Below are 23,314 nucleotides of genomic sequence, written 5' to 3'. Positions count from 1 at the left end.
CGCACTAGGGTGTCCTCGACGCAATGAGCAGCGAACCCATGTTCCATCAGGCATTCCTGCACGAAGATCCCGAGGCGGCGAACCGGTCCATGCTCCTTGAGGCTTGGGAGAGCCACGACGATGTCCTCGCGGTCCAGTTCGGCTGCCCCTATCGTGATGCTTGGCACCAGGCCCTTCCGAAACTTCTCAGCCAGCCGCGCGACGTCTCGATCTGGGAGCCCTTACGTGCGGACATTCGGCGGACCTGAACGGAAACCAAGCTCCGCCGAATTCGGGAAAGCGGGCGTCTGGTACGTGGTGCCAAGCGGACGTCTCACACGTTGGCTCTTGGTCTCAGGCCAGTCCTTCGAGGCTTTGGTTGGTCCAGTGAAGGAAGAATTCGATCAGAGTTGCCGGAAGTTGATGCGCTTCAGGATCGGAACGAGCTGACTACGCGCATGACGGCGGTGGGCACGGGCGGCTTCTCCGGCGGCTGCGACATCGCCGGACCGAATAGCGTCGACGATTGCTTGGTGCTCGGTGGCCGAATTGATAGGCGCTGGGCGAAGGTGAAGCGTCAGCCGCCGGGCCCGGTGCGATTGGCCGGCCACTGTCGCGATCATTCGCTTGATGCGGCTATTGCCGCAACCGGCAACGAGCATGTCATGGAAGCGCTCGTCCGCCACACGCCATGCATCGAGGTCGTCGGTCCGCAGGGCCGACGCCATCGCGTCGGTACTCGCCTGCAATTCGGCGAGGGTGGAGGACAGGGCACGGTCGGCTTCTGCTGCTAGCAGTTCGGCCGCAGCACCTTCGAGAGCGATCAGAACGTCGTAGATCTCCAGGAGATCGGCTGGGGTCAGCGCCCGGACGAGAATGCCCTTGCGCGGCAGGATCTGGACGAAGCCCTCCTCCTGTAACCGCGCCATTGCCTCATGGACCGGCGTACGGCTCATGCCGAGCTGCGTTGCAATCTCGTTCTCGGCGGCTTGAAAGCCGGCCGGCAGGTCATTTGAGAGGATGGCGTTCCGCAGGTAACGGTAGGCCGCCTCGACACGCCCCTCGGAGGCCTGCTCCGATTCGGGGCTGCCGGACGGCATGCGACCCTCCGCTGCTGCCCGGGCGACCTTGCCCGTCTGCGTTGCCACCTGCCGCTTCGTCGCTGCCCCCTTGCGTCCGCTCATGTTGCATCCTTTCGCGCCTAACAAATCATTGACAAAAGATTTCGTTCATGTCCACATCCATTCCAGCTTGCATGCAAGGTGAAATGCAAGATGTGACGGCCTCGGCAAGATGGGCCGCCTGAACGACAGTCAAAAGGAGGAACACATGAAGCGACTTTTCGCGACGGCCCTGATGGCGGCAGCGACGATGCTCTCCGGCCCGTCCATGGCGCAAGGCAGCTATCCCAGCAAGCCCATCACTATCCTCGTCCCGGCGGCCGCAGGCGGCCCAAGCGATACCGTCGCCCGCCTCGTGGCCGAGGCGATGCGGGTCGACCTCGGCCAGCAGGTGCTGATCGAGAACGTCGGCGGCGCCGGCGGCTCGCTTGGGACCGGCCGGGTGGCCAAGGCGAGCCCGGACGGGTACACTCTGCTCCTCTACCACATCGGCGTTGCCACGTTTGGCCCACTCTATCCCGATCTATCGTACAAGCCGGGAGAGGACTTCGACTCGGTCGGCCTCGTGACCGACGTGCCGATGACGCTCGTCGGCCGAAAGGATCTTGCACCGGCGGACGTGACGGCCCTGTTCACCTGGCTGAAGGGCGAGGGCAAGGGCGCAACCTTCGGCACGGCCGGCGTCGGCGCGGTGTCGGATCTCTGCGGACGGCTCCTGACCGATGCCGCTGGCATCGAACTGACGGTGGTGCCTTACAAGGGCACGGGACCGGCCATGAACGACCTCGTCGGTGGCCAGATCGATCTCATGTGCGATCAGACCACCAACACCGCAAACCAGATCAAGGCCGGCGAGATCAAGCCTTACGCCGTGACCACGAAGGAGCGGATCGCGATCCTGCCCCAGGTCCCGACCCTCGCCGAGACCGCCATCAAGGATTTCGAAATCTCGGCCTGGCACGCCATCTGGGCTCCCAAGGGAACGCCCGAGGCTATCCGCCAGAAGCTGTCAGCCTCGCTCCAGAAGGCTCTCAAGGATCCGAAGGTGATCGAACGCTTCGCGGCCCTCGGCACGGCGCCTGTGTCTGCCGACATGGCGACGCCTGCCGCTCTCGACAAGCGCTTCCAATCGGAGCTCGCCCGCTGGGGCAAGCTCCTCGCCAACGCCAGTACGAAGTAATCCCTTGTTTCTGAAGAAACGCGCGGGGCGGGGATCAGCCTCGCCCCGCGCCCCTGATGCAACTGTGCTCAACGGAATCGCCTCCATGCATGAATACAAGATTGCCGCCATTCCGGCCGACGGGATCGGTCCTGAAGTCATCGCCGCCGGGCTCCAAGCCCTGGAGGCGCTCCAGCAGCGCAGCGGCGACTTCACACTCGAGGTCCAACACTTCGACTGGGGCTCTGATTACTACAAGAGGACCGGCCGCATGATGCCCGAGGACGGCCCCGAGCAGCTCAAGTCATTCGACGCCATCTTCTTCGGCGCCGTCGGCGCCCCGGATGTGCCCGACCATATCACGCTCTGGGGTCTGCGGCTGCCGATCTGCCAGGGCTTCGATCAATACGCCAACGTGCGGCCGACCCGGATCCTGCCGGGCATCGCCTCGCCGCTTGCTGGAGTAGGCCCTGGCGATCTCGACTGGGTAATCGTACGTGAAAACTCCGAGGGCGAATACGCCGGCCAAGGCGGACGTTCGCACCGCGGACTGCCTGAGGAGGTGGCGACCGAAGTCTCAATCTTCACCCGCGTCGGCGTCACCCGCATCATGCGTTATGCCTTCCGGCTGGCGCAGTCGCGCCCGCGCAAGCACCTGACCGTCGTCACCAAGTCGAACGCCCAACGCCACGGGATGGTGATGTGGGACGAAATCGCCGCCGAGGTGGCGCAGGAATTTCCGGACGTCACCTGGGATAAGATGCTGGTCGACGCCATGACCGTGCGCATGACGCTCAAGCCCCAGAGCCTCGACACCATCGTCGCCACCAATCTGCACGCCGACATCCTGTCCGATCTCGCCGGCGCGCTTGCGGGCAGCCTTGGCGTTGCGCCGACCGCCAACATCGATCCCGAACGGCGTTATCCCTCGATGTTCGAGCCCATTCACGGATCCGCCTTCGACATCACCGGAAAGGGGATTGCCAACCCGATCGCCACTTTCTGGACAGCAGCCCAGATGCTTGAGCATCTCGGCGAGGGCACAGCGGCCGCGCGGCTGATGCGCGCCGTCGAGACCGTGACGGCGGAGGGTGTGAAGACGCCGGACGTCGGCGGAAAGGCGACTACGCAGGAGGTCACGGACGCCGTCTGCGAGGCGATCCGCGGCTCCAACATCTGACAGGCGACCGAACGCCTGCACACTGGCTACGCCATGTCCTGCCCGAGCCGAAATCGTCCGGGCAGGACAACCACAGACGTCAACGACATGTGAGCCCTGCCGGTCCTTCACCTGCACGACGGACGATGAACGGGGCCGTTCCTCGGGAGGGAACCGATGACGCATCAAACGGATACAGGGACGCGTCTGCTCCGGTCGCGTCGGGATCTGATCGCGGGAGCGATCTTTCTCGTCATCGCGGCGACCTTCGCCTGGGAGGCGACGAGCTACGACATGGGCCGCCTGATCCGAATGGGACCAGGCTTCATTCCGCTCGCCCTCGCCTTCATGCTCGGCGCGCTCGCCATCGGCGTCATGCTCGTCAGATCGGATCCGGACGAGCACGAGGGCGGGCGCCCGATACCCTGGCGCGGCATCGTCCTGGTATCATTCGCACTGATCCTCTTCGGCGCTTACGGCCGCATGCTGGGCCTCGTGCCTGTCGTGTTCCTTGCCACTCTCGTCACCGCGCTCGCCTCACGGCGCAACTCGGTCCTCGCAGCTTTCGGGATCGCGGTCGCGCTGTCGGCTCTCTGTTACGTGATCTTCAAGCTCGGGCTTGGCGTCGTGCTGCCAACCATCGGCCCGGTCTTCGGTCCGTTCGAAGTCATCTGAGGAGACAGAAAACCATGGAACTTCTGTCCCATCTTGCCCTCGGATTCGAGACGGCTCTCACACTCCAGAACGTCTTCTGGTGTTTCGTCGGCGTTCTCGTCGGCACCCTCGTCGGCGTGCTGCCCGGCATCGGCCCCACGGCGACCATCGCTTTGCTGCTGCCGATCACCTTTTCCTTCTCACCGGTGACCGCGCTGATCATGCTCTCCGGCATCTACTACGGCGCGCAGTACGGCGGTTCTACCACGGCCATCCTGATCAACCTGCCAGGTGAGTCCTCTTCGGCGGTCACGGCCATCGACGGCTATCAGATGGCCCGCAACGGCCGTGCCGGACCCGCGCTCGCCACTGCCGCACTGGGCTCGTTCTTCGCCGGTTCCGTGGCGACGTTGATCCTCGCCATCGCGGCGCCGCCGCTTGCCAGGGTAGCGCTCAATTTCGGCGCCGCCGAGTATTTCTCGCTGCTCGTGCTCGGGCTTCTCGTCTCCATCTCACTCGCGCACGGCTCCGTCATCAAGGCGCTCGCGATGATCGTGCTGGGGCTCCTCCTCGGCACCGTCGGCCAAGACGTGACCAGCGGCACGGCACGCTATACCATGGGCTTCCAGGAACTCTATGGCGGCATCAACTTCGTCTCTCTCGCCGTCGGGATGTTCGGCGTCGCCGAGATCTTCCGGAACCTTGAGGTGGAAACGAACCGCGAGGTCGGCGTCTCGCAGGTGAAGAACCTCTGGCTGACGCGGGAGGACTTCCGCCGCATCGCCGGTCCGGTCCTCCGCGGAACCGGCCTCGGCTCTGTCCTCGGCATCCTGCCGGGCGGCGGGCACGTCCTGGCGTCGTTCGCCTCCTACTCGGCCGAAAAGCGCCTTTCCAAGAAGCCGCAGGAATTCGGCAGGGGCGCCATCGAGGGCGTCGCCGGACCGGAATCGGCCAACAACGCGGCCGCTCAGACCTCCTTCATCCCGCTGCTGACGCTCGGCATTCCGGCCCACCCGGTCATGGCCCTGATCATCGGCGCCTTCATTCTCCAGGGCATCACACCGGGACCAAACGTGATGACGGACCAGCCAGCGTTGTTCTGGGGCATCATCGCGTCGATGTGGATCGGCAACCTGCTGCTCGTCGTCCTGAACCTGCCGCTGATCGGGCTCTGGGTGAAGATGCTTACCATTCCCTATAGGGTGCTGTTCCCGGCCATCGTCATCTTCGCCTCGATCGGCTGCTACTCCATCGACAGCAATCCGTTCGACGTCTATGCCATCGTGGTGTTCGGCATCCTCGGCTACGTCCTGATCCGCCTCGGCTGCGAGCCCGCACCGCTGCTGCTCGGCTTCGTGCTCGGACCGCTCCTGGAGGAGAATCTCCGCCGGGCGATGATCATCTCCAAGGGAGACCCAACCGTGTTCCTGACGCGCCCGCTCTCCGCGTCGCTCCTCGCGCTCGGACTTGCCTGCATCGTCATCGCCCTGCTGCCCTCGATCCGGCGCAAGCGTGACGAGGTATTCGTCGAGGAGGATTGAACACTCGTTCCGTCGCTGCATCAGCCGGATCCCGGTGGTCCGGCGGCAGCCAATCTGGTAACGGATGCCGAAACTACGGCGTTCGAGGGAAAGACCGACAAGGACAAGCGGCGATGTTCCAGCCACGTGCAATCCTGCAATCATTGTTCGAGGCCGCCATCGCGGCCGCCGATCCGGCTCGGTGCGTGCCTCCGAACCTGCCGGACCCACCGCCGGGGCGTACTGTCGTCATTGGTGCCGGCAAAGCCGCGGCTTCCATGGCGCGGGCACTCGAGCAGCACTGGATGGGCGACCTGACGGGGCTTGTCGTCACACGATACGGCCATGCCGTGCCGACGTCCCGCATCCGGGTCCGCGAGGCGGCCCACCCGGTACCGGACAGGGCCGGCCTTGAGGCTGCGCGCGAGATCATCAGCCTCGTCTCCGATCTTGGACCCGACGACCTTGTGCTGTGCCTGATCTCGGGTGGCGGCTCGGCGCTCCTGCCGCTGCCGATCGATGGCCTGACGCTGGAGGACAAGCAGGAAGTGAACAAGGCCCTGCTGCGCTCCGGGGCAACGATCGGCGAGATGAACTGTGTCCGCCGGCATCTGTCCGCCATCAAGGGCGGGCGGCTGGCCGCTGCATGCCATCCTGCGAAGGTCGTCACGCTCCTGGTTTCCGACGTTCCCGGTGACGATCCGATCAATATCGCCTCCGGACCGACGGTGCCGGATCCCACCACCTGTGCGGATGCGCTCGAGATCCTGAATCGCTATGGGATCAAGCCGCCACCGGCGGTTCTGGAAGTCCTCACCAGCGGCCGGGGGGAGACGATCAAGCCCGGAGACGAGCGCCTCGCACGAGCTGACGTCCGGATGATCGCGACGCCCCAGATGGCGCTGGAGGCCGCGGCCACGGTGGCGGCCCGGCATGGTCTTCCCTCGCATATCCTTGGGGATGCCATTGAGGGGGAAGCCCGCGACGTCGGCAAGGTCATGGCCGGCATCGCGCTCCAGGTGGCCCGGCGGGGTCAGCCTTTCACCCCGCCATGCGTCCTACTGTCCGGCGGCGAAACGACGGTCACGCTGCGAGGACAGGGGCGCGGCGGGCGCAATGTCGAGTTCCTGCTGGCGCTGGCCACCACGCTCGACGGTCACCCCGAGATCCATGCTCTCGCGGGGGATACGGATGGGGTCGATGGTCTTGAGGAGATTGCCGGGGCCTACCTCGCACCGGACAGCATCGCTCGTGCTTGGGCCAAGGGGATCAGTGCCAAGAGGAGCCTTGCCGAGAACGACGGACACGGCTTCTTCGAGGCGCTCGGCGACGGCGTCGTGACTGGGCCGACCCTTACCAACGTCAATGACTTCCGCGCGATACTCATCACCGAGGAGGCGGCCAGACGCGCCGATTGAACCATGCGCCGACAACGCCATGCCAAGATAGTAGCGACCGTCGGACCGGCGAGCGCATCGCCGGACAAGTTGCGGGAGCTTTTCCTTGCGGGGGTCGACACCTTCCGGCTGAACTTCAGCCACGGCACCCACCAGGACCATGCCGCCGTCCACGCCGCAATTCGTGCGCTCGAGAAGGATTTCGGACGGCCCATCGGCATCCTTCAGGATCTGCAGGGTCCGAAGATCAGGATCGGCACGCTCAAGGACGGCGCCTTGGCCTTGGCCGAGGGCGAGACGGTCCGGTTCGTCCTTGAGGGCAAGGAAGGCGACAGGACCTCGATCCCTCTCCCGCATCCGGAGATCTTCGAGGCAATCCTCCCGGGGCAGGACCTGCTCATCGATGATGGCCGGGTCCGGACCAAGGTGACGGGTTTCGACACCGACTCCATCGAGGCCAGGGTCGTGACCGGTGGCAGGATCAGCAACCGGAAGGGCGTCAACCTGCCGGGCACGGTGCTGAATATGTCGCCTCTCACGGAGAAGGACCGGGCGGATCTCGCCTTCGGGCTTGAACTCGGTGTCGACTGGGTCGCCCTGTCCTTCGTCCAGCGGCCATCAGACCTGATCGAGGCCCGTGCCCTGATCGGTGATCGTGTCGGGCTTCTGGCAAAGATCGAGAAGCCTTCGGCGCTGGACCACATCGAAGATATCGTCCGCCTGTCCGACGCGGTCATGGTCGCCCGCGGCGATCTTGGCGTCGAGATCCCGCCGGAGGAGGTGCCCGGCCGTCAGAAGGAACTCGTGCGCATCTGCCGTTTGGCAGTCAAGCCCGTGATCATTGCGACCCAGATGCTCGATTCCATGGTCGGCGCCCCGACACCGACCCGGGCAGAAGCTTCCGACGTTGCGATGGCAATCTATGATGGGGCCGATGCGGTGATGCTGTCGGCCGAATCCGCCTCGGGGCAGTACCCGGTTGAGGCGGTTTCGATGATGGACCGCATCATCAGCAGAACCGAGCAGGACAAGGCCTACCGGTCCATCGTCACGGCTCTCAGATCAGAGATCGAAGAGAGCCCGCCCCATGCCGTTGCCAGCGCGGCGGCCGATCTGGCTCAGGCGATCTCCGCTTCCTGCATCGTCGCGTACACCTTGAGCGGCACCACCGCGAGCCGCGTCGCCCGCACCCGTCCGGATGTGACAATCCTGGCCGTCACGCTGGATGAGAGTGTGGCACGGCGTCTGTGCCTTCTTTGGGGCACTCACAGCGTTCGATCAGAGGACATCCACACCTATGAGGAGATGGTGGAGCAGGCCGAGGCGCATGCGCGGGTTGAGGGCTTGGCCCGTCCCCCCGAACTCATCGTCGTCGTCGCGGGCGTACCCTTCGGAATCCCAGGTACAACCAACAACCTCCGGGTCGTGCAACTCCGTCAGGACCGGGAACGATGAATCAGGTGCTTGTAGCAAATGACTGCTTTGGTGACGTTTGCGGCCATCCAACTTGTGTCACTCGGTGCCCGCTTTGTGTTCCGCTTTTGGTAACGTCACGTTTTGGCGCATCTGCGAAAACGGTCGAATGTCTGCCCGGCACGTAGTCCCTAAGCAGAGTGCCGTCCTCGCACAACCTGCCCTGATCATGCCTATCAAGCCCGTTGATCTCCTTGAGGATCCAAGGCCATCGAGTTCGCTGCCTAACGGATGATGCTTTTGCGTCCGCGACCCAGAAGAAGCCGATAGGCTAGGCGGGCTGCGACACGCGCCGTCTGATCGTCGCGATCAAGAACCGGGTTCAATTCCGCGATGTCGGATAGCGCGAGCTTGCCGGAGGATATGACGTCATCGACCAGATCCTCGATGATCTCGAGCGCCACACCGCTCGCCGCTGGCGCCGACACGCCAGGGGCGACCGAGGCAGGCAACACGTCGAGATCGATCGAGAGATAGACTGTATCCGCCGCCATCAACTTCTGCGCCAGCCTTGCGCGCAGCTCTGCGCTGTCGGTTGGCCGCATCTCCTCGTCGAGACGGTACTCGACACCGAGCTGACGGGCCCGCTCAAACAGCGCCGTCGTGTTGGAAAGTTCGCTGATGCCGAGACAAAGATAATTGAACGCGGTGCCATGCGCCGAGCAGAACTCGGCAATCTGGCGGAACGGTGTGCCCGAGTTCGGAACAGGTGCGAGACGCAGGTCGAAATGCGCATCGAGATTGACCACGAGGATGTTTGTCGTGGCAAGCCGGCCGCTCAGATGCTTCGCCAGACCGAGGAAGCTGCCATAGGCTACCTCGTGTCCGCCGCCGAGAATGACGGGGCGCATGTCGCGGTCGAGCAGTGTCGCAACGGCATCGGCGAGGCGCTCCTGTGCGCCTGAAAGGTCTCCATCCGTGCAGGCGATATCTCCCGCCTCGACGATCTCGACGGGGTGATGTACCGGCAGACGTTCGAGCGCACGACGGATGGCGGAAGGCCCCTGAGAGGCTCCGACACGGCCGAAGTTGCGGCGCACGCCTTCGTCGCTGGCAAAGCCGATGAGGACAGATCCACCCCGGATATTGGAAGCGAGGGGGCGTATTACATCCTTGACGCGGAAGACCGGCCCGACCTCGCCCTGGTCGCCTGGCAGACCCGCAGGCGCCGCCTCAGATTTCTTGAATGTCATGAGAGCTCAGTCTCGCGAGATGACGGCCTGGAGGAACGAGCGCGTGCGCGGGTTCTGCGGGGCGCTGAACACCTGCTCGGGAGGGCCGGCCTCGATGATCTGCCCGGCATCCATGACCATGACCACATCGGCGACCTCGCGGGCAAAGCCCATCTCGTGCGTCACCACGATCATGGTCATGCCTTCCCGGGCGAGCGCCTTCATCACCTGCAGGACCTCGCCCACGAGTTCGGGGTCGAGGGCCGAAGTCGGCTCGTCGAACAGCATGACGCGCGGCTGCATGGCGAGCGCACGGGCGATCGCCACCCGCTGCTTCTGGCCGCCCGAGAGCGTCGCCGGGTAGGCGGCTGCCTTTTGGGAAAGGCCAACCTTGGCGAGAAGTTCGTGCGCCAGAGCGTCGGCATGGCTCTTCGACATCTTGCGCAGCTGGCGCGGTCCGACGGTGACATTCTCGAGGACCGTCAGGTGCGGGAACAGATTGAACGACTGGAACACCATGCCAACCTGCATCCGCAGGGCGTTGAGCTCGCGATCGGGGATGAGTTGACCGTTCTTGACCAGGTCCGTTCCGCAGATCGTAATCGATCCTTCCTGGGGCACCTCGAGCGCATTGCAGCAGCGCAGGAGCGTGCTCTTGCCCGAGCCGGATGGACCGATGATGACGACAACCTGGGACGGCTGAACCGACAGGGCGACATCAGACAGGACCCGGTGCGCGCCGAAGCTCTTACCGATGCCGCGCACCGCCACGATAGGACTTGCGGTACTGCTCATTGCACAACTCCCCCAGCGCGAAGGCGCATTTCCATGTGGCGCAGCAGGAGGCCGGTCAGGCTGGTAAGGATCAGGTACACGAAAGCGATGGCCAGATAGACCTCAAGGGAGCGGTACGAGACCGAAATGATCTTCTGTCCCTCGTGCATGAGATCAGCAATGGTCAGCAGTGAAACCAGGGCCGAGTTCTTGATGAGCGCGATGAACTCGTTGCCGAGCGGCGGGATCATGCGGACCACCGCCTGAGGCAGGATGATGATGCGCATCGCCTGCCGGTAGGACATTCCGAGCGAGCGCGCGGCCTCCATCTGGCCGCGGTCGATCGACTGAATGGCGCCGCGGACGATCTCCGACACATAGGCACCTGAGTAGATGCCGAGGCCGAGCACACCGCAGGCGAATGCGGGCAACAGGATGTTGAACTGGGGCAGGCCGAAGAACAGGAGGAACAGTTGCACTAGGAGCGGCGTGCCCCGGATGAAGGTGACGTAACCCGTCGCAAGCCCATAGATCAGCTTCTTGCTCGGATCGAGCCGGGCGATGCCGACGAGAAGGCCGAGCACACAGCCGAGCAGGAGCGAGGCGGCCGTTATCTCAATTGTGACGACGGCGCCGTGCATCAGCTGGGGCCAGCCCTGCCAGACGGGGGTGAAATCTAGATTCATCCGGGACACACTCGTTTGCGGTTAAGGGATCAGTTGCCAGCCTCGAACCATTTCTGGACGAGTTTGTCGTAGGTGCCGTCGGCTTTGATCTTGGCGAGGGCCCCATTCAGCTCTTTCGTCAGCTCAGGCAGATCCTTGCGAACCGCCATGCCGTATTCCTCGACCGTGAGCTGCTTGTCGATCACCTTCACGCCCGGACGGCTCTGGGCGAAGAGCTTCGCGGCGGGCTTGCCGGTGACGGCAGCGTCGACGCGGCCGATCTCGACGAGGCTGAACATCTCCTGGTTCTTCTCGACTTCGACACGCTCCACCTTCGGGAACTTCTCCTGCAGATAGGCAACTGACTTGGTTCCCACCTGGACCGATACCTTCTTGCCTTCGAGATCCTCTGGACCTTTGATTGCTGTGTTGTCCTTCTTCACGAGTATCACGAGGCCGCCTGGATAATAGGAGTCCGTGAAGTCGACGACTTTCTTGCGCTCTTCAGTGATGTAGATGGCAGAGACGGCCATGTCGAAGCGCTTGGCAAGCAGACCCGGGATGAGACCCTTGAAGTCGATGGAGGTCCACTCGACCTTCTTGCCCAACTTCTGTGCCACCGCCTCGACGAGTTCGATATCGAAACCCGTCAGCTTGCCGTCTTTCTGGAACTCGAACGGCATGAAGGTCGCATCGGTCGCGACCCGCAGCGTGTCAGGTGTCTGCGCCTGCGCAACGCTCGCACAGGCCAGTGCTCCGACGACGCCAAGAACCAGCTTACGTAGTAAAGTCATGTGATACCCCTCTGTTGTTGACATTCATGCTTGGTGGAGACGCATTGAGATGGCCCTCGCCGTCTCGATGGTTTGCTTGATGAGTTCATCGCGCCGATTGCCGACGCGCGTGCTCGGGATCATGAGGCTGATGCTGCCTTCAAGGCGCTCGCCCTGGGAGAAGATCGGCGCACTCGCGCCCCAGACGCCGGGATCGATTTCGCCTTCGCTCTCGGCATAGCCGTTCGAGCGGATCGCCCTCAACTCCCGGAGGAGGGTCGAACGCGCATCAGGATCCTCACCGAGGAGCCGGTCGCAGACTTCGTCCTGCACAGATTGGGGAAGGAAGGCCAGCAGGGCCTTCGCCGAAGCGCCACGGCTCAGCGGCTGCGAGCGTCCCTTGCTGTACGAACAGCGCAGGGACAGCGGACTTTCGACCATCTCGACGCAGTAGACTTCGGTACCCAGCGCCTTCATCAGGCCGACGCTCTCCTGCGTTCGCAGGGACAGGCGCTGCATCTCGGGCAATGCCACGGCCAGAACATGCGATGTCCGATCGAAATTCTGCGCGATCCGCATGCAGACCGGGCCCGGGCCGTAACCTACATCGCGTCCGAGATCGACGATGAAGCCGGCTTCTTTCAACGAGGTGAGATGCCGATAGGCGCTCGACAGCGGAATGCCGGCCAGCTCGCTGACCCGTTTTGCGGATAGTGGCTCTTTGGCGGTCGCGACCGTCTCCAGTACGTCCAAAACCCGTTCAGCGCCTGACATTCGATGCCCAAAATTCTCACGATTTGGGAGTCATATTGCCATATTGTGAGAAAAACAAGCCTGGCCGTTCCCAAATGGCGCAACTCCAGTGGTGAGCGGATCGCCTGCAGGCTTGCAGCGCGAGACACGCATATTGCTGGTTGTGGTCTATACCATGCCATCCTTCGAGCGGCTGAGCCGGGGCCTGGCTGCCGCGGCGCTGATCGCGACGTCGCCGGTGCTCGAGTTGGCAGCATTCGCGCAGCGCCGGATTGTGGCCGGGCTCATAGCCAGTGCCGTCAAAGGGGAATCCAGGGACCCGGGCCCTTCAGCGAACTCGTCCGGAAGCAGTTTGGGTTAGGCGTTCCAGAGCTCGCCTCAGGCCAGGCGTGATGGAGCTCCGCCTGCTGACTGGACGGAGAGCGCGCCCGCTTCGATCCCAGCCGCTAGGCTCCTCCCAAGATCCGAGGTTCTGAGCCAGGAATGCAGGAACCCGGCGTTGAAAGCGTCACCTGCTCCCGTCGTGTCGACTACTTTGACGGGACGCGCTTCGGCCGAAAGACAGGTCGACCCATCCGACGCCATTGCGCCATGTTCACCGCGCTTCAGCACGACCAGAGGAAATCTCTCTCGTAAGCTGCGCAGGATAGCCTCCGCCGAGCTTTCTCCGGTCAGCGCCTTTCCCTCCTCGACATTGGGGAGAAAGATGTCAACTCCTGCACAGATCTCGAAGAGGTCCGCGTCTCGGCGGATCAGCTGATCGTCCCAGCTCGGGTCGAGTGAGACCGTCAGGCCCAGGCTTCGCGCGAAGGCGATCACGTCCGGGTTGTCCTTGAGAGTAGCAAATTCCGCGATGTGCAAATGAGCGACGTCACGCGCCGAGAGGGCCTGCTCCAGGGTCGACGGGCGGGAGCCGCCCGCGCGCCGGGACACGAAGGCTCTTTCTCCGTCCTTGACCAGGGCGACGGTCGGCTGGGGGCCGGCATCGCTCGACCGTTCGACGAAGGAGAGGTCGATTCCGCTGGCCTCAAGCTCCGGATCCAGGCCTCGTGACAGGGGGTCTGTTCCCAGACGGGTCAGGAGCGCTGTCGGACGGCCAAGAGAGGCGAGATGGGCCGCCGTGATATAGGCGCCGCCGCCAGCCACGATCGTTACGTCTTGAGCAAAGCGTTCCCGGCCGAGCACCGGCATTTCCTGCAGGCCCGTGAAGATAATGTCACAATAGATCCGCCCAAGGCATACAACCTTGCGCTCGGAGAGCATTCCGCTCATTGGGCTGCCAATGCTTTCTCTGTTACCTTGTCGAAGTAGTAGAGCCTCTCCAAGGGGGCATGGAGGGTCAGGTGATCGCCGATCCGCGGGATCTGCCGGCCCGGTGCTGAGCCGATGACGGTCTGGCCCGCGCTCTCGATGTAAACGAGCGTCTCAGAACCCAAGGTTTCTACGACGGCAACCGTGCCCGACACGGTCAGTCCCTGCGAGCCGGCGGCAGTCGGAACGAGATCCTGTGGGCGGGCGCCCACCAGGATGTCGGATGTCGTCGCCGATGCAGACGGAACCTGAACCGAGCCGCCGACCGCCAGATCCGCCCCGCCGTCCCGCAGACGGGCGGGCAGCAGGTTCATGGTCGGGCTGCCGATGAAGCGCGCGGTGAAGACGTCAATGGGCTTCTCGTAAAGCTCCAGAGGGGTTCCTACCTGGAGAATTCGACCGTCGCGCATCACCACGATCCTGTCGGCCATGGTCATGGCCTCGACCTGATCATGGGTGACGAAAACCGAAGTGGTGCCGAGCCGGTGATGGAGCCGCTTGATCTCGATGCGCATTTGGGTACGGAGCTGGGCATCGAGGTTGGAGAGGGGCTCGTCGAACAGGAATGCGGCGGGATCGCGGACCATCGCCCGTCCAATGGCGACGCGCTGACGCTGTCCACCCGAAAGGGCTGACGGACGGCGCTCCAGAAGCTGCGACAGGCCGAGCATTTCGGCGACCTGCTCGACGCGCTGACGCTTCTGGCTCTTCGACAGCTTGGAGCGATAGAGGCCGAACGCAATGTTGTCGGCTACGGTCATGTGCGGATAGATGGCGTAGTTCTGGAACACCATGGCGATGTTCCGGTCCTTAGGCTGAAAGTCGTTGACGACGCGCCCGCCGATCCGGATCTCGCCACCGCTGATCTCCTCAAGCCCTGCGATCATCCTCAGCGTCGTGGACTTTCCGCATCCCGAAGGGCCGACCAGCACGACGAACTCACCATCTTGGATCGACAGGTCGATCCCATGGACCACGGTCGTCTGACCGTAGCGTTTGATGAGTCCATTGAGTTCAATGGTCGCCATTAGCGGCCTCCAAGAAGTGCAGCGAAACGGGATTGAAGATCCTGCGCAGAGGTTCGGGCGCGCTGTGCCGTTTCCTGCATGCGGTTGCGGATCGCGGAGATCTCCTGATTGTATCCCTCAATCGCCTGAGACAGCGCCCCTGGGGCTGGCCCGCCGAACCGGTCGCGAACAGCGACGAAGTTCTCCGGTGAGACGATCTTGGCGAATTGGGCCTTGTCGATCCCCGTCTGACGATTCGTGCAGCGCTCGAAAGCCCCCTGGAAGACCTCGTAGCCATCGGCGGCGATGTCTCCCTCGACAGCAACAACGGAGCGGGAGACTTCCGCTGCGATCTCGTGTGCTTCGCGGAATGACAATCCCTCCAGGCGCACCAGGCTGTCGGCGAGTTCTGTCACCGTGATGCAGCTGCGGCGGATGTTCTGGCGAACCCTGTCGGGATTGATGCGCAGGGCCGGAACGAGAGCCGCGAGCAGGTCGAGGACGCGCGCGCCGCTCTCGAAGGCGCCATAGCCGAAGCCCTGACTCTCGCCCTCGCTGTCGTTCATGTCCGTGAACGGTGTGTTGTGCATGATGGTGAGCATAGCCTGCGCCCGTCCGGCGGTTTGCGACGCCAGATGCCGCATATGTTCGATGGGAACGGGATTGCGCTTCTGCGGCATGATTGAGCTGATCTGCACGAACGCGTTAGGAACGTAGATCTGGCCAACCTCGAAGCTCGTCCAGAACTGCAGGTCCTGAATGAAACGGCCGAGATGCAGGAAAATCAGTTGAATCGCGGAGTAGGTCGAGGTGATGTAGTCGATGGACGCGATGCACCCATAGGAGTTCTGCAGGGGGCGGCTGAAGCCGAGGAGGCGGGCCATCCGGTCCCGGTCGATGGGAAAGCCACTCGTGGTGATGGCGGCGGCTCCCATGGGGCTGCGGTCGACAATATCGCGGGCGGCCTCCAGCCGGGCGATGTCGCGCAGCAGGGTTTCCAGGACGGCGGAAAGATAATGGCCGAACACGGTCGGCTGCGCCGGCTGCCCGTGGGTGTAGGCGACAATGAGCGTATTGCTCTCTCGCTCCGCCACCGATGCCAGGGTCTCGGCCAGCCGGACCAGGCGTTCCAGCAGAGGATCAATCCGATCTTTAAGGCCAAGCTTGAACAGGGTGTGATCGATATCGTTGCGCGAGCGTGCCGTGTGAAGGCGGCCCGCGAGGTCCGGTCCCAGGCGCTTGCGCAGTTCCTTCTCGATCAGGAAGAAGAAATCCTCGACCTCGCCGGTATAGGTTAGGGTGCTGACGTCGACCTCCCGGTCGATGGCCTCGAGCGCCTGGGCGATGGGGCGAGCCTGCTCAATGGTCAGGATGCCGGTCTCATGGAGCATGACGAGGTGAGCGCGGTCGATGAGGCGAAAACCTTCGATGTGGTGATCCTTCGCCCCGTCGAACAGCGGACGAAGGACGGTTTCCTTGTAGACCGGATCCGGGAAGGCGGAGGTGTCTTTGTAGGTGCCTGCTGTCATGGGCTTCAGCCTTTAAGTCCGGCCAGCATCACGCCTCGGACGATGTAGCGTTGAAGGAACAGGAAGATGATGAGGGTCGGCAGCGTCGCGATGCTCGCACCGGTCATGATCTTCTCCCACTGAATGGACTGCTCGACCGCGAAGCTGGAGAGCCCGACGGGCAGCGTGTAAAGATCGGCGCTCGTCGTCACGATGAGCGGCCAGAAGAAGGCCGTCCAGTTGCCGAGGAAGGTAAAGATCGCGAGCGCCGACAGGGCAGGGGTCACCAGCGGCATGGCGATCTTCCACCAGATGGTGAACTCGTTGAGACCGTCGATCCTCGCAGCTTCCAGGAAGTCGTCAGGCACGCCCTCGAAGAACTGCTTCATCAGGAACGTGCCGAAAGCCGTCATCATGCCCGGGAACATGATGCCCCAGTAGCTGTCGAGCCAACCGAACTGACTGGCCATGAGATACCAGGGCAGTACCAGCATCTCGGTCGGGATCATCAGGGTGGACAGGATTGCTATGAAGACGAAGTATCGGCCCCGAAACCGGAACTTCGCCAGCGTGTAGCCGACCAGACTGTCGAAGAAGACGTTCGAGAGGGTGACGACGACCGCCACGATCATCGAATTGACGAACCAGCGCGTAAATCGCCCGTCGCTCAGGATCTCGATATAGTTGTCGAGCGTCGGCGCTTCCGGGATCACGCGCAGATCGTAGACCTGCGAGGCGTCCTTGAGGGAGGTCGACAGCATGAAGAGGAGGGGCGTCACCATGATGACGCCACCGATGAACAGGAGCGTCCAGGCGACGATCCTGCCGGGCCTGATCCGTGGCATGGGGAGACCTTGGGAAGATGCGACAGCTCTCATCAGCGGTCTCTCATGAGGCGCAGTTGAACAAGTGAAATCACGAGCAGGATCAGGAACAGGACAACCGTCTGGGCGGCCGCGTATCCCATCTCGTAGGAGCTGAACGCCGTCTGATAGATCATCAGCACGAGGGGCTTGGTCGAGTTCAGAGGGCCGCCGGGGTCGTTCGTATTGATGTTGTAGACCTGATCGAAGATGCGCAGGAAGCCGATGGAGGAGAATACGACCAGGAAGACCAAGGTCGGCTTGAGCAGCGGGATGGTGATCCTCCGAAGAATCGCACCTTCCGAGAGGCCGTCGATGCGTGCGGCCTCGTAATAGGTGACGGGGATCGCTCTCAGGCCGGCGAGGAAGATGATGATCTGGAAGCCGAGACCCGCCCAAACGGCGGGCGCCAGCACGGCCGGCAACGCCTGCGAGGTGGAGCGAAGGAACGGCTGCTGCGGGATTCCGAAGCTCGAAAGTATGTCGTTGATCACGCCGATGGGCACCGGCTGGTAGAACCAGCGCCAGACCCACGCCATCGCCGCCGCCGTCGTGAGGAACGGCAGGAAGTAAAGCGCGCGGATGAACGAGTGCATGAACCGCACCCGGTCGAGATAATAGGCCACGACGAACGAGATCAGCAGGCTGATCGGCGTGCCCAGGATCAGGTACATGAAGGTGTTGCGGAACACCTGCCAGAAGAGGGGATCCGCAAACAGTCGCTTGTAGTTCTCCAGCCCGACGAAAGCGGCCGGCCGCATGAGAGACCAGTCCGTGGCCGACAGGTAGAAGGCCTGGAAGGTCGGCCAGAAGCGGATCACCGCATAGAAAAGCAACGGAACCGCGAGGAAGCCCCACGCCCATATCACCTGCTTCCGGCCGAGGCTCATCCTTGACCAGAGGCCGCCTGAGGCGGCCTCCCGATGTGCGTCAACGGACATGTTTGATCCTCGCTGACTTCGTCTCAGCGCTTGGCGCGGTCGATGATCGCCTGCTCGTCCTCGGCCGCCTTGGCGAGCGATGCCTTCGGCTCCTCGCCCTGGATCAGGACCCGGTTGACCATGTCCATGGCCGCCTGACGCTGGGCCGCCTCGTCCTTGAACTGGGTCGTGTGGGCATATTCGAGCCCCTTGAGGAACGGGCCGTAGACCGGGTGGCCGATGTTCTCGGGAGTGAGAGCCGCGGTGCGGCGGGCCGGCAGCTCACCCACGACCTCCAGCCAGATCTTCATGGCCTCGGGCGAAGAGACATAGGCCAGGAACTTCTCGGCGGCCGCGAGCTTCTCGCCCTCGGCCTTCGTGGTGATCGCGTTGGCGAAGTAGCTGGCGTAGTTGCTGCGCACGCCTTCGGCATTGGCGGGAAGCTCGGTCACGCCCCATTCGAAGCCCTTGATCGTGTTGAAGGAGCCGAGGCGGAAGGTGCCGTCGATGGTCATGGCGGCAAGGCCCGCGCGGAAGGCGGCCTGCCCTTCGTCCATGAAGCCAACCTGGCCGACCTTGTGCTTTTTCTGGAGGTCCGTGTAGAAGGTCAGGGCCTTCAGGCCGGCCTCGTCGTTATAGGCGACCTTGGTGTCGTCATTCGTATAGGGAGCGCCGTCGAACTGACGGACCAGCACCTCGCGCCACCAATGATGATCCTGTCCGGCCATGTCGAGCGTTATGCCGGCGGAAACGATGTTACCGCTGCCGTCGCGCTTGGTGGTCTTCTCGGCGGCGGCGACGAGCTCGTCGAGGGTCTTGGGCGGATTGTTGGGATCGAGGCCCGCATCCTTGAAGGCCTTCTTGTTGTAGAACAATGCCAGTGAGCGGACGGCCGTCGGCAGGCCGTAATAGTCGTTTCCGCGCTTCATCGCACTCACGATCGGGAAGAAATCCCGTTCGATATCGGCGGCCGGAAATGCTTCGGCACGTAGGGGGCGGATCATCTTGCCGGCGATGAAATTGTCGGTCCAGCCATAGAAGAGCTGCACCACGTCCGGTCCCTGGCCCGCCAGAATCGCAGCAGCGACCTTCGTCTGGTAGTCCGCATAGGGGAAGGTGGTCTGCTTGACCTTGATATCCGGGTTGGCCTCCTGGAACTTGGCGATCAACTGGTTCATCGCCTTGACGCGCGTGTCGAACACGTACTGCCAGTACTCGATCTCGACGGCCTTGGCGCCGGAAGCAGCCAGGGTGGCGAAGCTGATGGCGACGCTCGCGAGCAGATGACGAAAACGCATATCCCTCTCCATTATTGCGGGCGCAGGGCGCCGACATTTCTCTGGTGCCGGCCTTTGGAAGGACCGTTCCGGCCTCAAGGCTCCTCTAGAGCGAGGAACCTGTCAATAAGATAATTCACTTGAGTTATTTTTTGGCCCGCGGCATCGTACCCGTATGGAGTGGCGGAGATGCCGAGAAAATCCACAGGCGGGACACCGTCGACAATCGGAAGCAATCCGGAGCGCAACCGCTCTCATAATCGCCGTGTGGTGCTGGATGTCGTGCGGCAGCTCGGTCCGGTCGGGCGGATGGAGATCTCGCGCCATGCGCATCTGAGCACTCAGGCAGTCTCGAACATCGTCGACGATCTCGTCGCAGACGGCCTGCTCATCAGGACCGGCCGGCTCAGGGCCGGGCGCGGCCTGCCGCCGATCCAGTTTGCGGTCAATCCCGACGGCGGCATGACCGCTGGAATCGAGATTGCCGCGGAGCATATCTCGACCCTGCTCGTGGATATCGGCGGCCGTGTCCGCGCCCATCGGACCTTGCCGATCCGGCGCAACGATCCAGAAACCGTGCTCCCAGCCATCAAGGCGGAGATCGAGGCGGCGCAGGCGCAGCTGAGGCCTCCTGTCCCGCAGCTTATTGGGGTTGGAGTCGTCATGCCGGGTCCGTTCAATGTCGAGGGCATGACCTCCGTCGGGCCGACGACCCTGTCGGGGTGGCTGGATTTCGACCCGGTTGCCGGCATCGGGCAAGTGCTGGGTTCGCCCATCACGCTCGAGAACGATGCCACCGCCGCGGCCGTCGGCGAACGTCTTCATGGGGCGGCCAAGGACCTGAAAGACTTCTGCCTGATCTATTTCGGGCAAGGGTTGGGCCTGGGAATCATGATCGATGGCCGCCCGTATCGCGGCGCCAACGGCAACGCAGGCGAGATCGGACATGTGCTGGTGGAGAAGGGCGGGCGCCTCTGCTCGTGCGGGCAGCACGGCTGCCTGGAGGCTTATGCGTCGCTTCATGCCCTTGGCGAGCGGCTGAACGCGGCCGGGATCCAGAACGTCGATTATGCGCAGCTTGAACGGCTCCATCACGACAAGCATCCTGTCGTCGAAGCATGGATCGAGGAGGCGGCCGGTTATCTGGCGCCTCAGGTCGCGATGCTCGAAAACCTCTTCGATCCCGAGGCTGTCGTGATTGGCGGCGCCCTTCCACTGAGCCTTCTGGAGCAACTCGTCCAAACCATGCAGCCGCTGCCCCTTTCGGTCGCACGTCGCAGGAACCGGACCGAAGCGCGTCTGATCCACGGGCGGACGGGCCGGCTCACAGCCGCCCTCGGCGCTGCCGCCCTGCCGCTCTTGGACGCGATGACGCCTCGGCTCGATACCGCCCATGTGGCCCACCGGGAGCAGCCGAACGAGGAGATTTCTCTTGTTGGACGACCATAGACGTCTTGCTCGTGCGGTCCATCAGCCGGCCCTTGTCCGCCTTCATCGCTCCTTAAGCCGGCTGCGGTCCGTCGTAACCGTGATGAACACCGGGGCGCACCCGGACGACGAGGCCAACGGCCTGCTGGCGGCCTTGAGGTTTGCTTATGGCATGCGGGTCGTCGTGGCCTGCTCGACAAGGGGAGAGGGCGGCCAGAACGCTCTCGGGCCGGAGCGGGGAGGGGCCCTTGGGGTGCTCAGGACCGCAGAAATGGCGGAAGCTGCTCGCCGCATGGATGCCGATGTGGCGTGGTTGGGCCACGGGCCGGACGATCCGGTTCATGATTTCGGCTTCTCCAAGAACGGGGACGATACGCTCCGGCGATGGGGCAGGGAACGCATCGTGGAGAGGCTCGTTCGGACCTATCGGCAGTACCGGCCGGACATCGTCATTCCAACCTTCCTGGACGTGCCGGGGCAGCATGGCCATCATCGGGCGATGACCCGGGCAGCCGAACGAGCATTCGTCCTGGCAGCCGATCCCGCCGCCTTTCCGGAACATGCGGGTTTGGGCCTTCGGCCGTGGCAGGTTTCCAAGTTCTATCTGCCGGCATGGTCGGGAGCGGGCTACGCGTATGACGACGAAGTGCCCCCGCCACCCGCGACACTCAGCATCCGGATCGCCGGAGGCGACGAGGTCACCGGTTTGGCGTACCGGCAGCTCGGTGAGTGGTCCCGGTCGGCGCATGCGTCCCAGGGCATGGGCATATGGCGCGACGATTCCGTGGACCAGTGGAGCCTTCACTTGAAGCTTTGGGCCTGCGGGTCCTCGGAGGCTGAGAGCGACATTCGAGATCACCTGCCTGCAAGCCTCGCGGACCTTGCGGCCACACCGGGGCTGACGGAGGCCGCGGCCGCTTCTCTGCGGGAGGCGCAGGATCGCATTGATGCCGCCATTGCGGCGTTTCCGGACCGCAAGCGGATCAGCCAGGCGGTCGGCCAGGCTGCGCTCCTGATCGAGGCGGCAAAACAAGATCTGAATCGGGAGATCATCCATCAGGTGGGACATCGCCTCGACCGCAAGCTGCGCGAGATCGATGCCACCCTCTTCGAGGTGCATGCGAATGCGGCGCGCACAGCCTTCGATGGCCGGTGCCATCCCGGAGCGCGGATAACCCTGGACATTCACGCCGATGCGCCGGGTCTTGCTAACTTCAGGGTCTCACCTCGTCTTCCCGATGGGATAGAAGCCGTCAAGACGGCCGGAGGGCCGGGACATGTCCAGTATGGGATCACTATTCCGGCATCGGCATCCTATACGGGCGACTACCCTGAGGCCTACGACCCCATGGGCGGCAATGGCGAGATCGGGGTCATTGTTTCGGGCGACGTGGAAGGACGCACCATCCGAGTTCATCTGGATCCTGAGGAGCCTCTGAAGATCGGCCCTCGGCAATCCCTGTCCCTCGATCCCGCCATTGCGGTTATCAAGGCCAAAGATCGTCCATACGGTATCCGGGTTCAAGCCATAGGGGCCGATCCTGCAGGGTGGCAGGTGCCCGAAGGTTGGAGCATCCGAATGGAGAGTGGCGACTGGATCGTCGATCCGCCACAAAGGGCAGACACCGGGGTTGTCAAGCTCATCCCGATCGTCGATGGCAGGCCGGCAAGCCAGCTCCAGATTGTCGCCTATCCCCATATCGGATCCGCATCTTTCACAGCACCGGCGGAACTCACGATTCTGACGCTCGATGTCGCTCTCCCCCCCAATACCCGCATCGGATATGTGGGAGGCGGAAGCGACAATGTCGGCGCTCACATGCGCCGCCTCGGACTCGCCGTGACGGATCTCGCCGAAGCCGATCTGAAGACAGGCTCCCTTTCGGAGTTTACGACCATCGTCGTCGGCATCTTCGCGTTCGGGCTGCGGCGGGACCTCCGGGCTGCGAGGGGGCACCTGCATCGCTTCGTGGAGGAGGGCGGACATCTGGTGACCCTCTACCACCGTCCCACGGATGGTTGGGACCCCGATCAGACGCCGCCACGCCGCCTTGCCATCGGTTCGCCGTCGCTCCGGTGGCGCGTGACCGATCCCTCCGCTCCGGTCACGGTTCTGAAGCCGGAGAATTCTCTGCTCACATGTCCGAACCGGATCGAGGCGGGAGACTGGCAGGATTGGGACAAGGAGAGAGGGCTTTATTTCGCGGCAGAGTACGACCCCGTCTATGAGGAACTTCTTGCCCTGAACGATCCAGGCGAGAACCCGCTCAAGGGTTCGCTCATCTCGGCTCGCATCGGGCGGGGACGCCATACCCATGTGGCGCTCGCGCTGCACCATCAACTGGATAAGCTGGTTCCAGGCGCCTTCCGCCTGTTGGCGAATCTGGTTCAACCCGCCTGA

The 23,314-nt window shown here is 63.4% G+C and carries 21 protein-coding genes and 1 pseudogene; 10 read left to right on the top strand and 12 right to left on the bottom strand.

Annotated features, from left to right (window positions below; translation table 11 throughout):
* Positions 1 to 38: 38 nt before the first annotated feature.
* The gene (locus tag GR328_RS26895; RefSeq protein ID WP_205790079.1) at positions 39 to 248 is read left to right on the top strand and encodes a hypothetical protein; all 210 of its coding nucleotides are present in this window, start codon (positions 39 to 41) and stop codon (positions 246 to 248) included.
* A 135-nt stretch (positions 249 to 383) separates the two neighbouring features.
* Here the strand turns inward: GR328_RS26895 and GR328_RS16990 are convergent, their stop codons facing one another.
* Positions 384 to 1,163 (bottom strand): GntR family transcriptional regulator, encoded by a 780-nt coding sequence (locus GR328_RS16990; RefSeq protein ID WP_246215934.1) that lies wholly within the window; start codon positions 1,161 to 1,163, stop codon positions 384 to 386.
* Between the two features lie 145 nt (positions 1,164 to 1,308).
* Here GR328_RS16990 and GR328_RS16985 point away from each other — a divergent pair, with 145 nt between their 5' ends.
* From GR328_RS16985 to pyk, 6 genes are all read left to right on the top strand, one after another.
* Positions 1,309 to 2,280 (top strand): tripartite tricarboxylate transporter substrate-binding protein, encoded by a 972-nt coding sequence (locus GR328_RS16985; protein WP_160885813.1) that lies wholly within the window; start codon positions 1,309 to 1,311, stop codon positions 2,278 to 2,280.
* Positions 2,281 to 2,365: 85 nt separating this feature from the next.
* Positions 2,366 to 3,439 carry a tartrate dehydrogenase gene (locus GR328_RS16980; RefSeq protein WP_160885811.1) on the top strand — a complete coding sequence of 358 codons (1,074 nt, stop codon included), beginning with the start codon at positions 2,366 to 2,368 and terminating at the stop codon, positions 3,437 to 3,439.
* A gap of 156 nt (positions 3,440 to 3,595) precedes the next feature.
* Positions 3,596 to 4,093, top strand: coding sequence for a tripartite tricarboxylate transporter TctB family protein (locus tag GR328_RS16975; protein ID WP_160885809.1), 498 nt, complete (start codon positions 3,596 to 3,598; stop codon positions 4,091 to 4,093).
* A 14-nt stretch (positions 4,094 to 4,107) separates the two neighbouring features.
* Positions 4,108 to 5,613 carry a tripartite tricarboxylate transporter permease gene (locus GR328_RS16970; RefSeq protein WP_160885807.1) on the top strand — a complete coding sequence of 502 codons (1,506 nt, stop codon included), beginning with the start codon at positions 4,108 to 4,110 and terminating at the stop codon, positions 5,611 to 5,613.
* 113 nt (positions 5,614 to 5,726) lie between these two features.
* Positions 5,727 to 7,010, top strand: coding sequence for a glycerate kinase type-2 family protein (locus GR328_RS16965; RefSeq protein WP_160885805.1), 1,284 nt, complete (start codon positions 5,727 to 5,729; stop codon positions 7,008 to 7,010).
* Between the two features lie 3 nt (positions 7,011 to 7,013).
* Positions 7,014 to 8,444, top strand: a complete 1,431-nt coding sequence (pyk, locus tag GR328_RS16960) for a pyruvate kinase (RefSeq protein ID WP_160885803.1) — start codon at positions 7,014 to 7,016, stop codon at positions 8,442 to 8,444.
* Between the two features lie 242 nt (positions 8,445 to 8,686).
* Here pyk and hutG read toward each other — a convergent pair whose 3' ends face one another.
* The 5 genes from hutG to GR328_RS16935 are packed head-to-tail and all read right to left on the bottom strand — an operon-like array spanning position 8,687 to position 12,599.
* Complete coding sequence (gene hutG, locus GR328_RS16955) at positions 8,687 to 9,655, bottom strand: formimidoylglutamase (RefSeq protein WP_160885801.1); 969 nt, start codon at positions 9,653 to 9,655, stop codon at positions 8,687 to 8,689.
* A 6-nt stretch (positions 9,656 to 9,661) separates the two neighbouring features.
* Positions 9,662 to 10,429 carry an amino acid ABC transporter ATP-binding protein gene (locus GR328_RS16950; RefSeq protein ID WP_160885799.1) on the bottom strand — a complete coding sequence of 256 codons (768 nt, stop codon included), beginning with the start codon at positions 10,427 to 10,429 and terminating at the stop codon, positions 9,662 to 9,664.
* Complete coding sequence (locus GR328_RS16945) at positions 10,426 to 11,094, bottom strand: amino acid ABC transporter permease (protein WP_160885797.1); 669 nt, start codon at positions 11,092 to 11,094, stop codon at positions 10,426 to 10,428. The genes GR328_RS16950 and GR328_RS16945 overlap by 4 nt, the downstream gene beginning before the upstream one ends.
* A 29-nt stretch (positions 11,095 to 11,123) precedes the next feature.
* Positions 11,124 to 11,867, bottom strand: a complete 744-nt coding sequence (locus GR328_RS16940; protein WP_160885795.1) for a glutamine ABC transporter substrate-binding protein — start codon at positions 11,865 to 11,867, stop codon at positions 11,124 to 11,126.
* Between the two features lie 24 nt (positions 11,868 to 11,891).
* The gene (locus GR328_RS16935; protein WP_205790077.1) at positions 11,892 to 12,599 is read right to left on the bottom strand and encodes an IclR family transcriptional regulator; all 708 of its coding nucleotides are present in this window, start codon (positions 12,597 to 12,599) and stop codon (positions 11,892 to 11,894) included.
* A 139-nt stretch (positions 12,600 to 12,738) separates the two neighbouring features.
* Between GR328_RS16935 and GR328_RS27460 the strand changes: the two are divergent.
* Positions 12,739 to 12,960: pseudogene (locus GR328_RS27460) on the top strand (hypothetical protein); the annotation flags it as partial.
* Positions 12,961 to 12,977: 17 nt separating this feature from the next.
* Here GR328_RS27460 and GR328_RS16925 read toward each other — a convergent pair.
* Genes GR328_RS16925 through GR328_RS16900 form a run of 6 tightly spaced genes read right to left on the bottom strand, consistent with a single transcriptional unit; the run spans position 12,978 to position 19,518 of the window.
* Positions 12,978 to 13,871 carry a carbohydrate kinase family protein gene (locus GR328_RS16925; RefSeq protein WP_425487047.1) on the bottom strand — a complete coding sequence of 298 codons (894 nt, stop codon included), beginning with the start codon at positions 13,869 to 13,871 and terminating at the stop codon, positions 12,978 to 12,980.
* On the bottom strand, positions 13,868 to 14,938 hold the full coding sequence (locus tag GR328_RS16920; RefSeq protein ID WP_160885791.1) for an ABC transporter ATP-binding protein: 1,071 nt from the start codon (positions 14,936 to 14,938) through the stop codon (positions 13,868 to 13,870). Before GR328_RS16920 ends, GR328_RS16925 begins: the two co-directional genes overlap by 4 nt.
* Complete coding sequence (gene argH, locus GR328_RS16915; protein ID WP_160885789.1) at positions 14,938 to 16,446, bottom strand: argininosuccinate lyase; 1,509 nt, start codon at positions 16,444 to 16,446, stop codon at positions 14,938 to 14,940. The genes GR328_RS16920 and argH overlap by 1 nt, the downstream gene beginning before the upstream one ends.
* Positions 16,447 to 16,451: 5 nt before the next feature.
* Complete coding sequence (locus tag GR328_RS16910; protein WP_425487046.1) at positions 16,452 to 17,270, bottom strand: carbohydrate ABC transporter permease; 819 nt, start codon at positions 17,268 to 17,270, stop codon at positions 16,452 to 16,454.
* Between the two features lie 32 nt (positions 17,271 to 17,302).
* On the bottom strand, positions 17,303 to 18,229 hold the full coding sequence (locus tag GR328_RS16905) for a carbohydrate ABC transporter permease (RefSeq protein ID WP_160885785.1): 927 nt from the start codon (positions 18,227 to 18,229) through the stop codon (positions 17,303 to 17,305).
* A 23-nt stretch (positions 18,230 to 18,252) separates the two neighbouring features.
* Positions 18,253 to 19,518: a sugar ABC transporter substrate-binding protein gene (locus GR328_RS16900; protein ID WP_425487045.1), complete on the bottom strand. Its 1,266-nt coding sequence runs from the start codon at positions 19,516 to 19,518 to the stop codon at positions 18,253 to 18,255.
* 156 nt (positions 19,519 to 19,674) lie between these two features.
* On the opposite strand from GR328_RS16900, the gene GR328_RS16895 reads away from it, so the two are divergent.
* Both GR328_RS16895 and GR328_RS16890 read left to right on the top strand, forming a co-directional pair.
* The gene (locus GR328_RS16895; protein WP_160885781.1) at positions 19,675 to 20,934 is read left to right on the top strand and encodes an ROK family transcriptional regulator; all 1,260 of its coding nucleotides are present in this window, start codon (positions 19,675 to 19,677) and stop codon (positions 20,932 to 20,934) included.
* Complete coding sequence (locus GR328_RS16890; protein ID WP_160885779.1) at positions 20,918 to 23,314, top strand: PIG-L family deacetylase; 2,397 nt, start codon at positions 20,918 to 20,920, stop codon at positions 23,312 to 23,314. The genes GR328_RS16895 and GR328_RS16890 overlap by 17 nt, the downstream gene beginning before the upstream one ends.

The organism is Microvirga makkahensis, from assembly GCF_009830105.1.
GTDB lineage: Bacteria > Pseudomonadota > Alphaproteobacteria > Rhizobiales > Beijerinckiaceae > Microvirga > Microvirga makkahensis.
Note: the sequence above shows the minus strand (reverse complement) of the source record. Positions and strands in the feature narration are given on the sequence as shown.

What these genes read in the sequence shown, in the direction of transcription:
- GR328_RS26895 (WP_205790079.1), top strand. Translation starts at nt 39, where the DNA reads ATGTTCCATCAGGCATTCCTGCACGAAGATCCCGAGGCGGCGAACCGG.
- GR328_RS16990 (WP_246215934.1), bottom strand. Translation starts at nt 1,163, where the DNA reads ATGAGCGGACGCAAGGGGGCAGCGACGAAGCGGCAGGTGGCAACGCAG.
- GR328_RS16985 (WP_160885813.1), top strand. Translation starts at nt 1,309, where the DNA reads ATGAAGCGACTTTTCGCGACGGCCCTGATGGCGGCAGCGACGATGCTC.
- GR328_RS16980 (WP_160885811.1), top strand. Translation starts at nt 2,366, where the DNA reads ATGCATGAATACAAGATTGCCGCCATTCCGGCCGACGGGATCGGTCCT.
- GR328_RS16975 (WP_160885809.1), top strand. Translation starts at nt 3,596, where the DNA reads ATGACGCATCAAACGGATACAGGGACGCGTCTGCTCCGGTCGCGTCGG.
- GR328_RS16970 (WP_160885807.1), top strand. Translation starts at nt 4,108, where the DNA reads ATGGAACTTCTGTCCCATCTTGCCCTCGGATTCGAGACGGCTCTCACA.
- GR328_RS16965 (WP_160885805.1), top strand. Translation starts at nt 5,727, where the DNA reads ATGTTCCAGCCACGTGCAATCCTGCAATCATTGTTCGAGGCCGCCATC.
- pyk (WP_160885803.1), top strand. Translation starts at nt 7,014, where the DNA reads ATGCGCCGACAACGCCATGCCAAGATAGTAGCGACCGTCGGACCGGCG.
- hutG (WP_160885801.1), bottom strand. Translation starts at nt 9,655, where the DNA reads ATGACATTCAAGAAATCTGAGGCGGCGCCTGCGGGTCTGCCAGGCGAC.
- GR328_RS16950 (WP_160885799.1), bottom strand. Translation starts at nt 10,429, where the DNA reads ATGAGCAGTACCGCAAGTCCTATCGTGGCGGTGCGCGGCATCGGTAAG.
- GR328_RS16945 (WP_160885797.1), bottom strand. Translation starts at nt 11,094, where the DNA reads ATGAATCTAGATTTCACCCCCGTCTGGCAGGGCTGGCCCCAGCTGATG.
- GR328_RS16940 (WP_160885795.1), bottom strand. Translation starts at nt 11,867, where the DNA reads ATGACTTTACTACGTAAGCTGGTTCTTGGCGTCGTCGGAGCACTGGCC.
- GR328_RS16925 (WP_425487047.1), bottom strand. Translation starts at nt 13,871, where the DNA reads ATGAGCGGAATGCTCTCCGAGCGCAAGGTTGTATGCCTTGGGCGGATC.
- GR328_RS16920 (WP_160885791.1), bottom strand. Translation starts at nt 14,938, where the DNA reads ATGGCGACCATTGAACTCAATGGACTCATCAAACGCTACGGTCAGACG.
- argH (WP_160885789.1), bottom strand. Translation starts at nt 16,446, where the DNA reads ATGACAGCAGGCACCTACAAAGACACCTCCGCCTTCCCGGATCCGGTC.
- GR328_RS16910 (WP_425487046.1), bottom strand. Translation starts at nt 17,270, where the DNA reads ATGCCACGGATCAGGCCCGGCAGGATCGTCGCCTGGACGCTCCTGTTC.
- GR328_RS16905 (WP_160885785.1), bottom strand. Translation starts at nt 18,229, where the DNA reads ATGTCCGTTGACGCACATCGGGAGGCCGCCTCAGGCGGCCTCTGGTCA.
- GR328_RS16900 (WP_425487045.1), bottom strand. Translation starts at nt 19,518, where the DNA reads ATGGAGAGGGATATGCGTTTTCGTCATCTGCTCGCGAGCGTCGCCATC.
- GR328_RS16895 (WP_160885781.1), top strand. Translation starts at nt 19,675, where the DNA reads ATGCCGAGAAAATCCACAGGCGGGACACCGTCGACAATCGGAAGCAAT.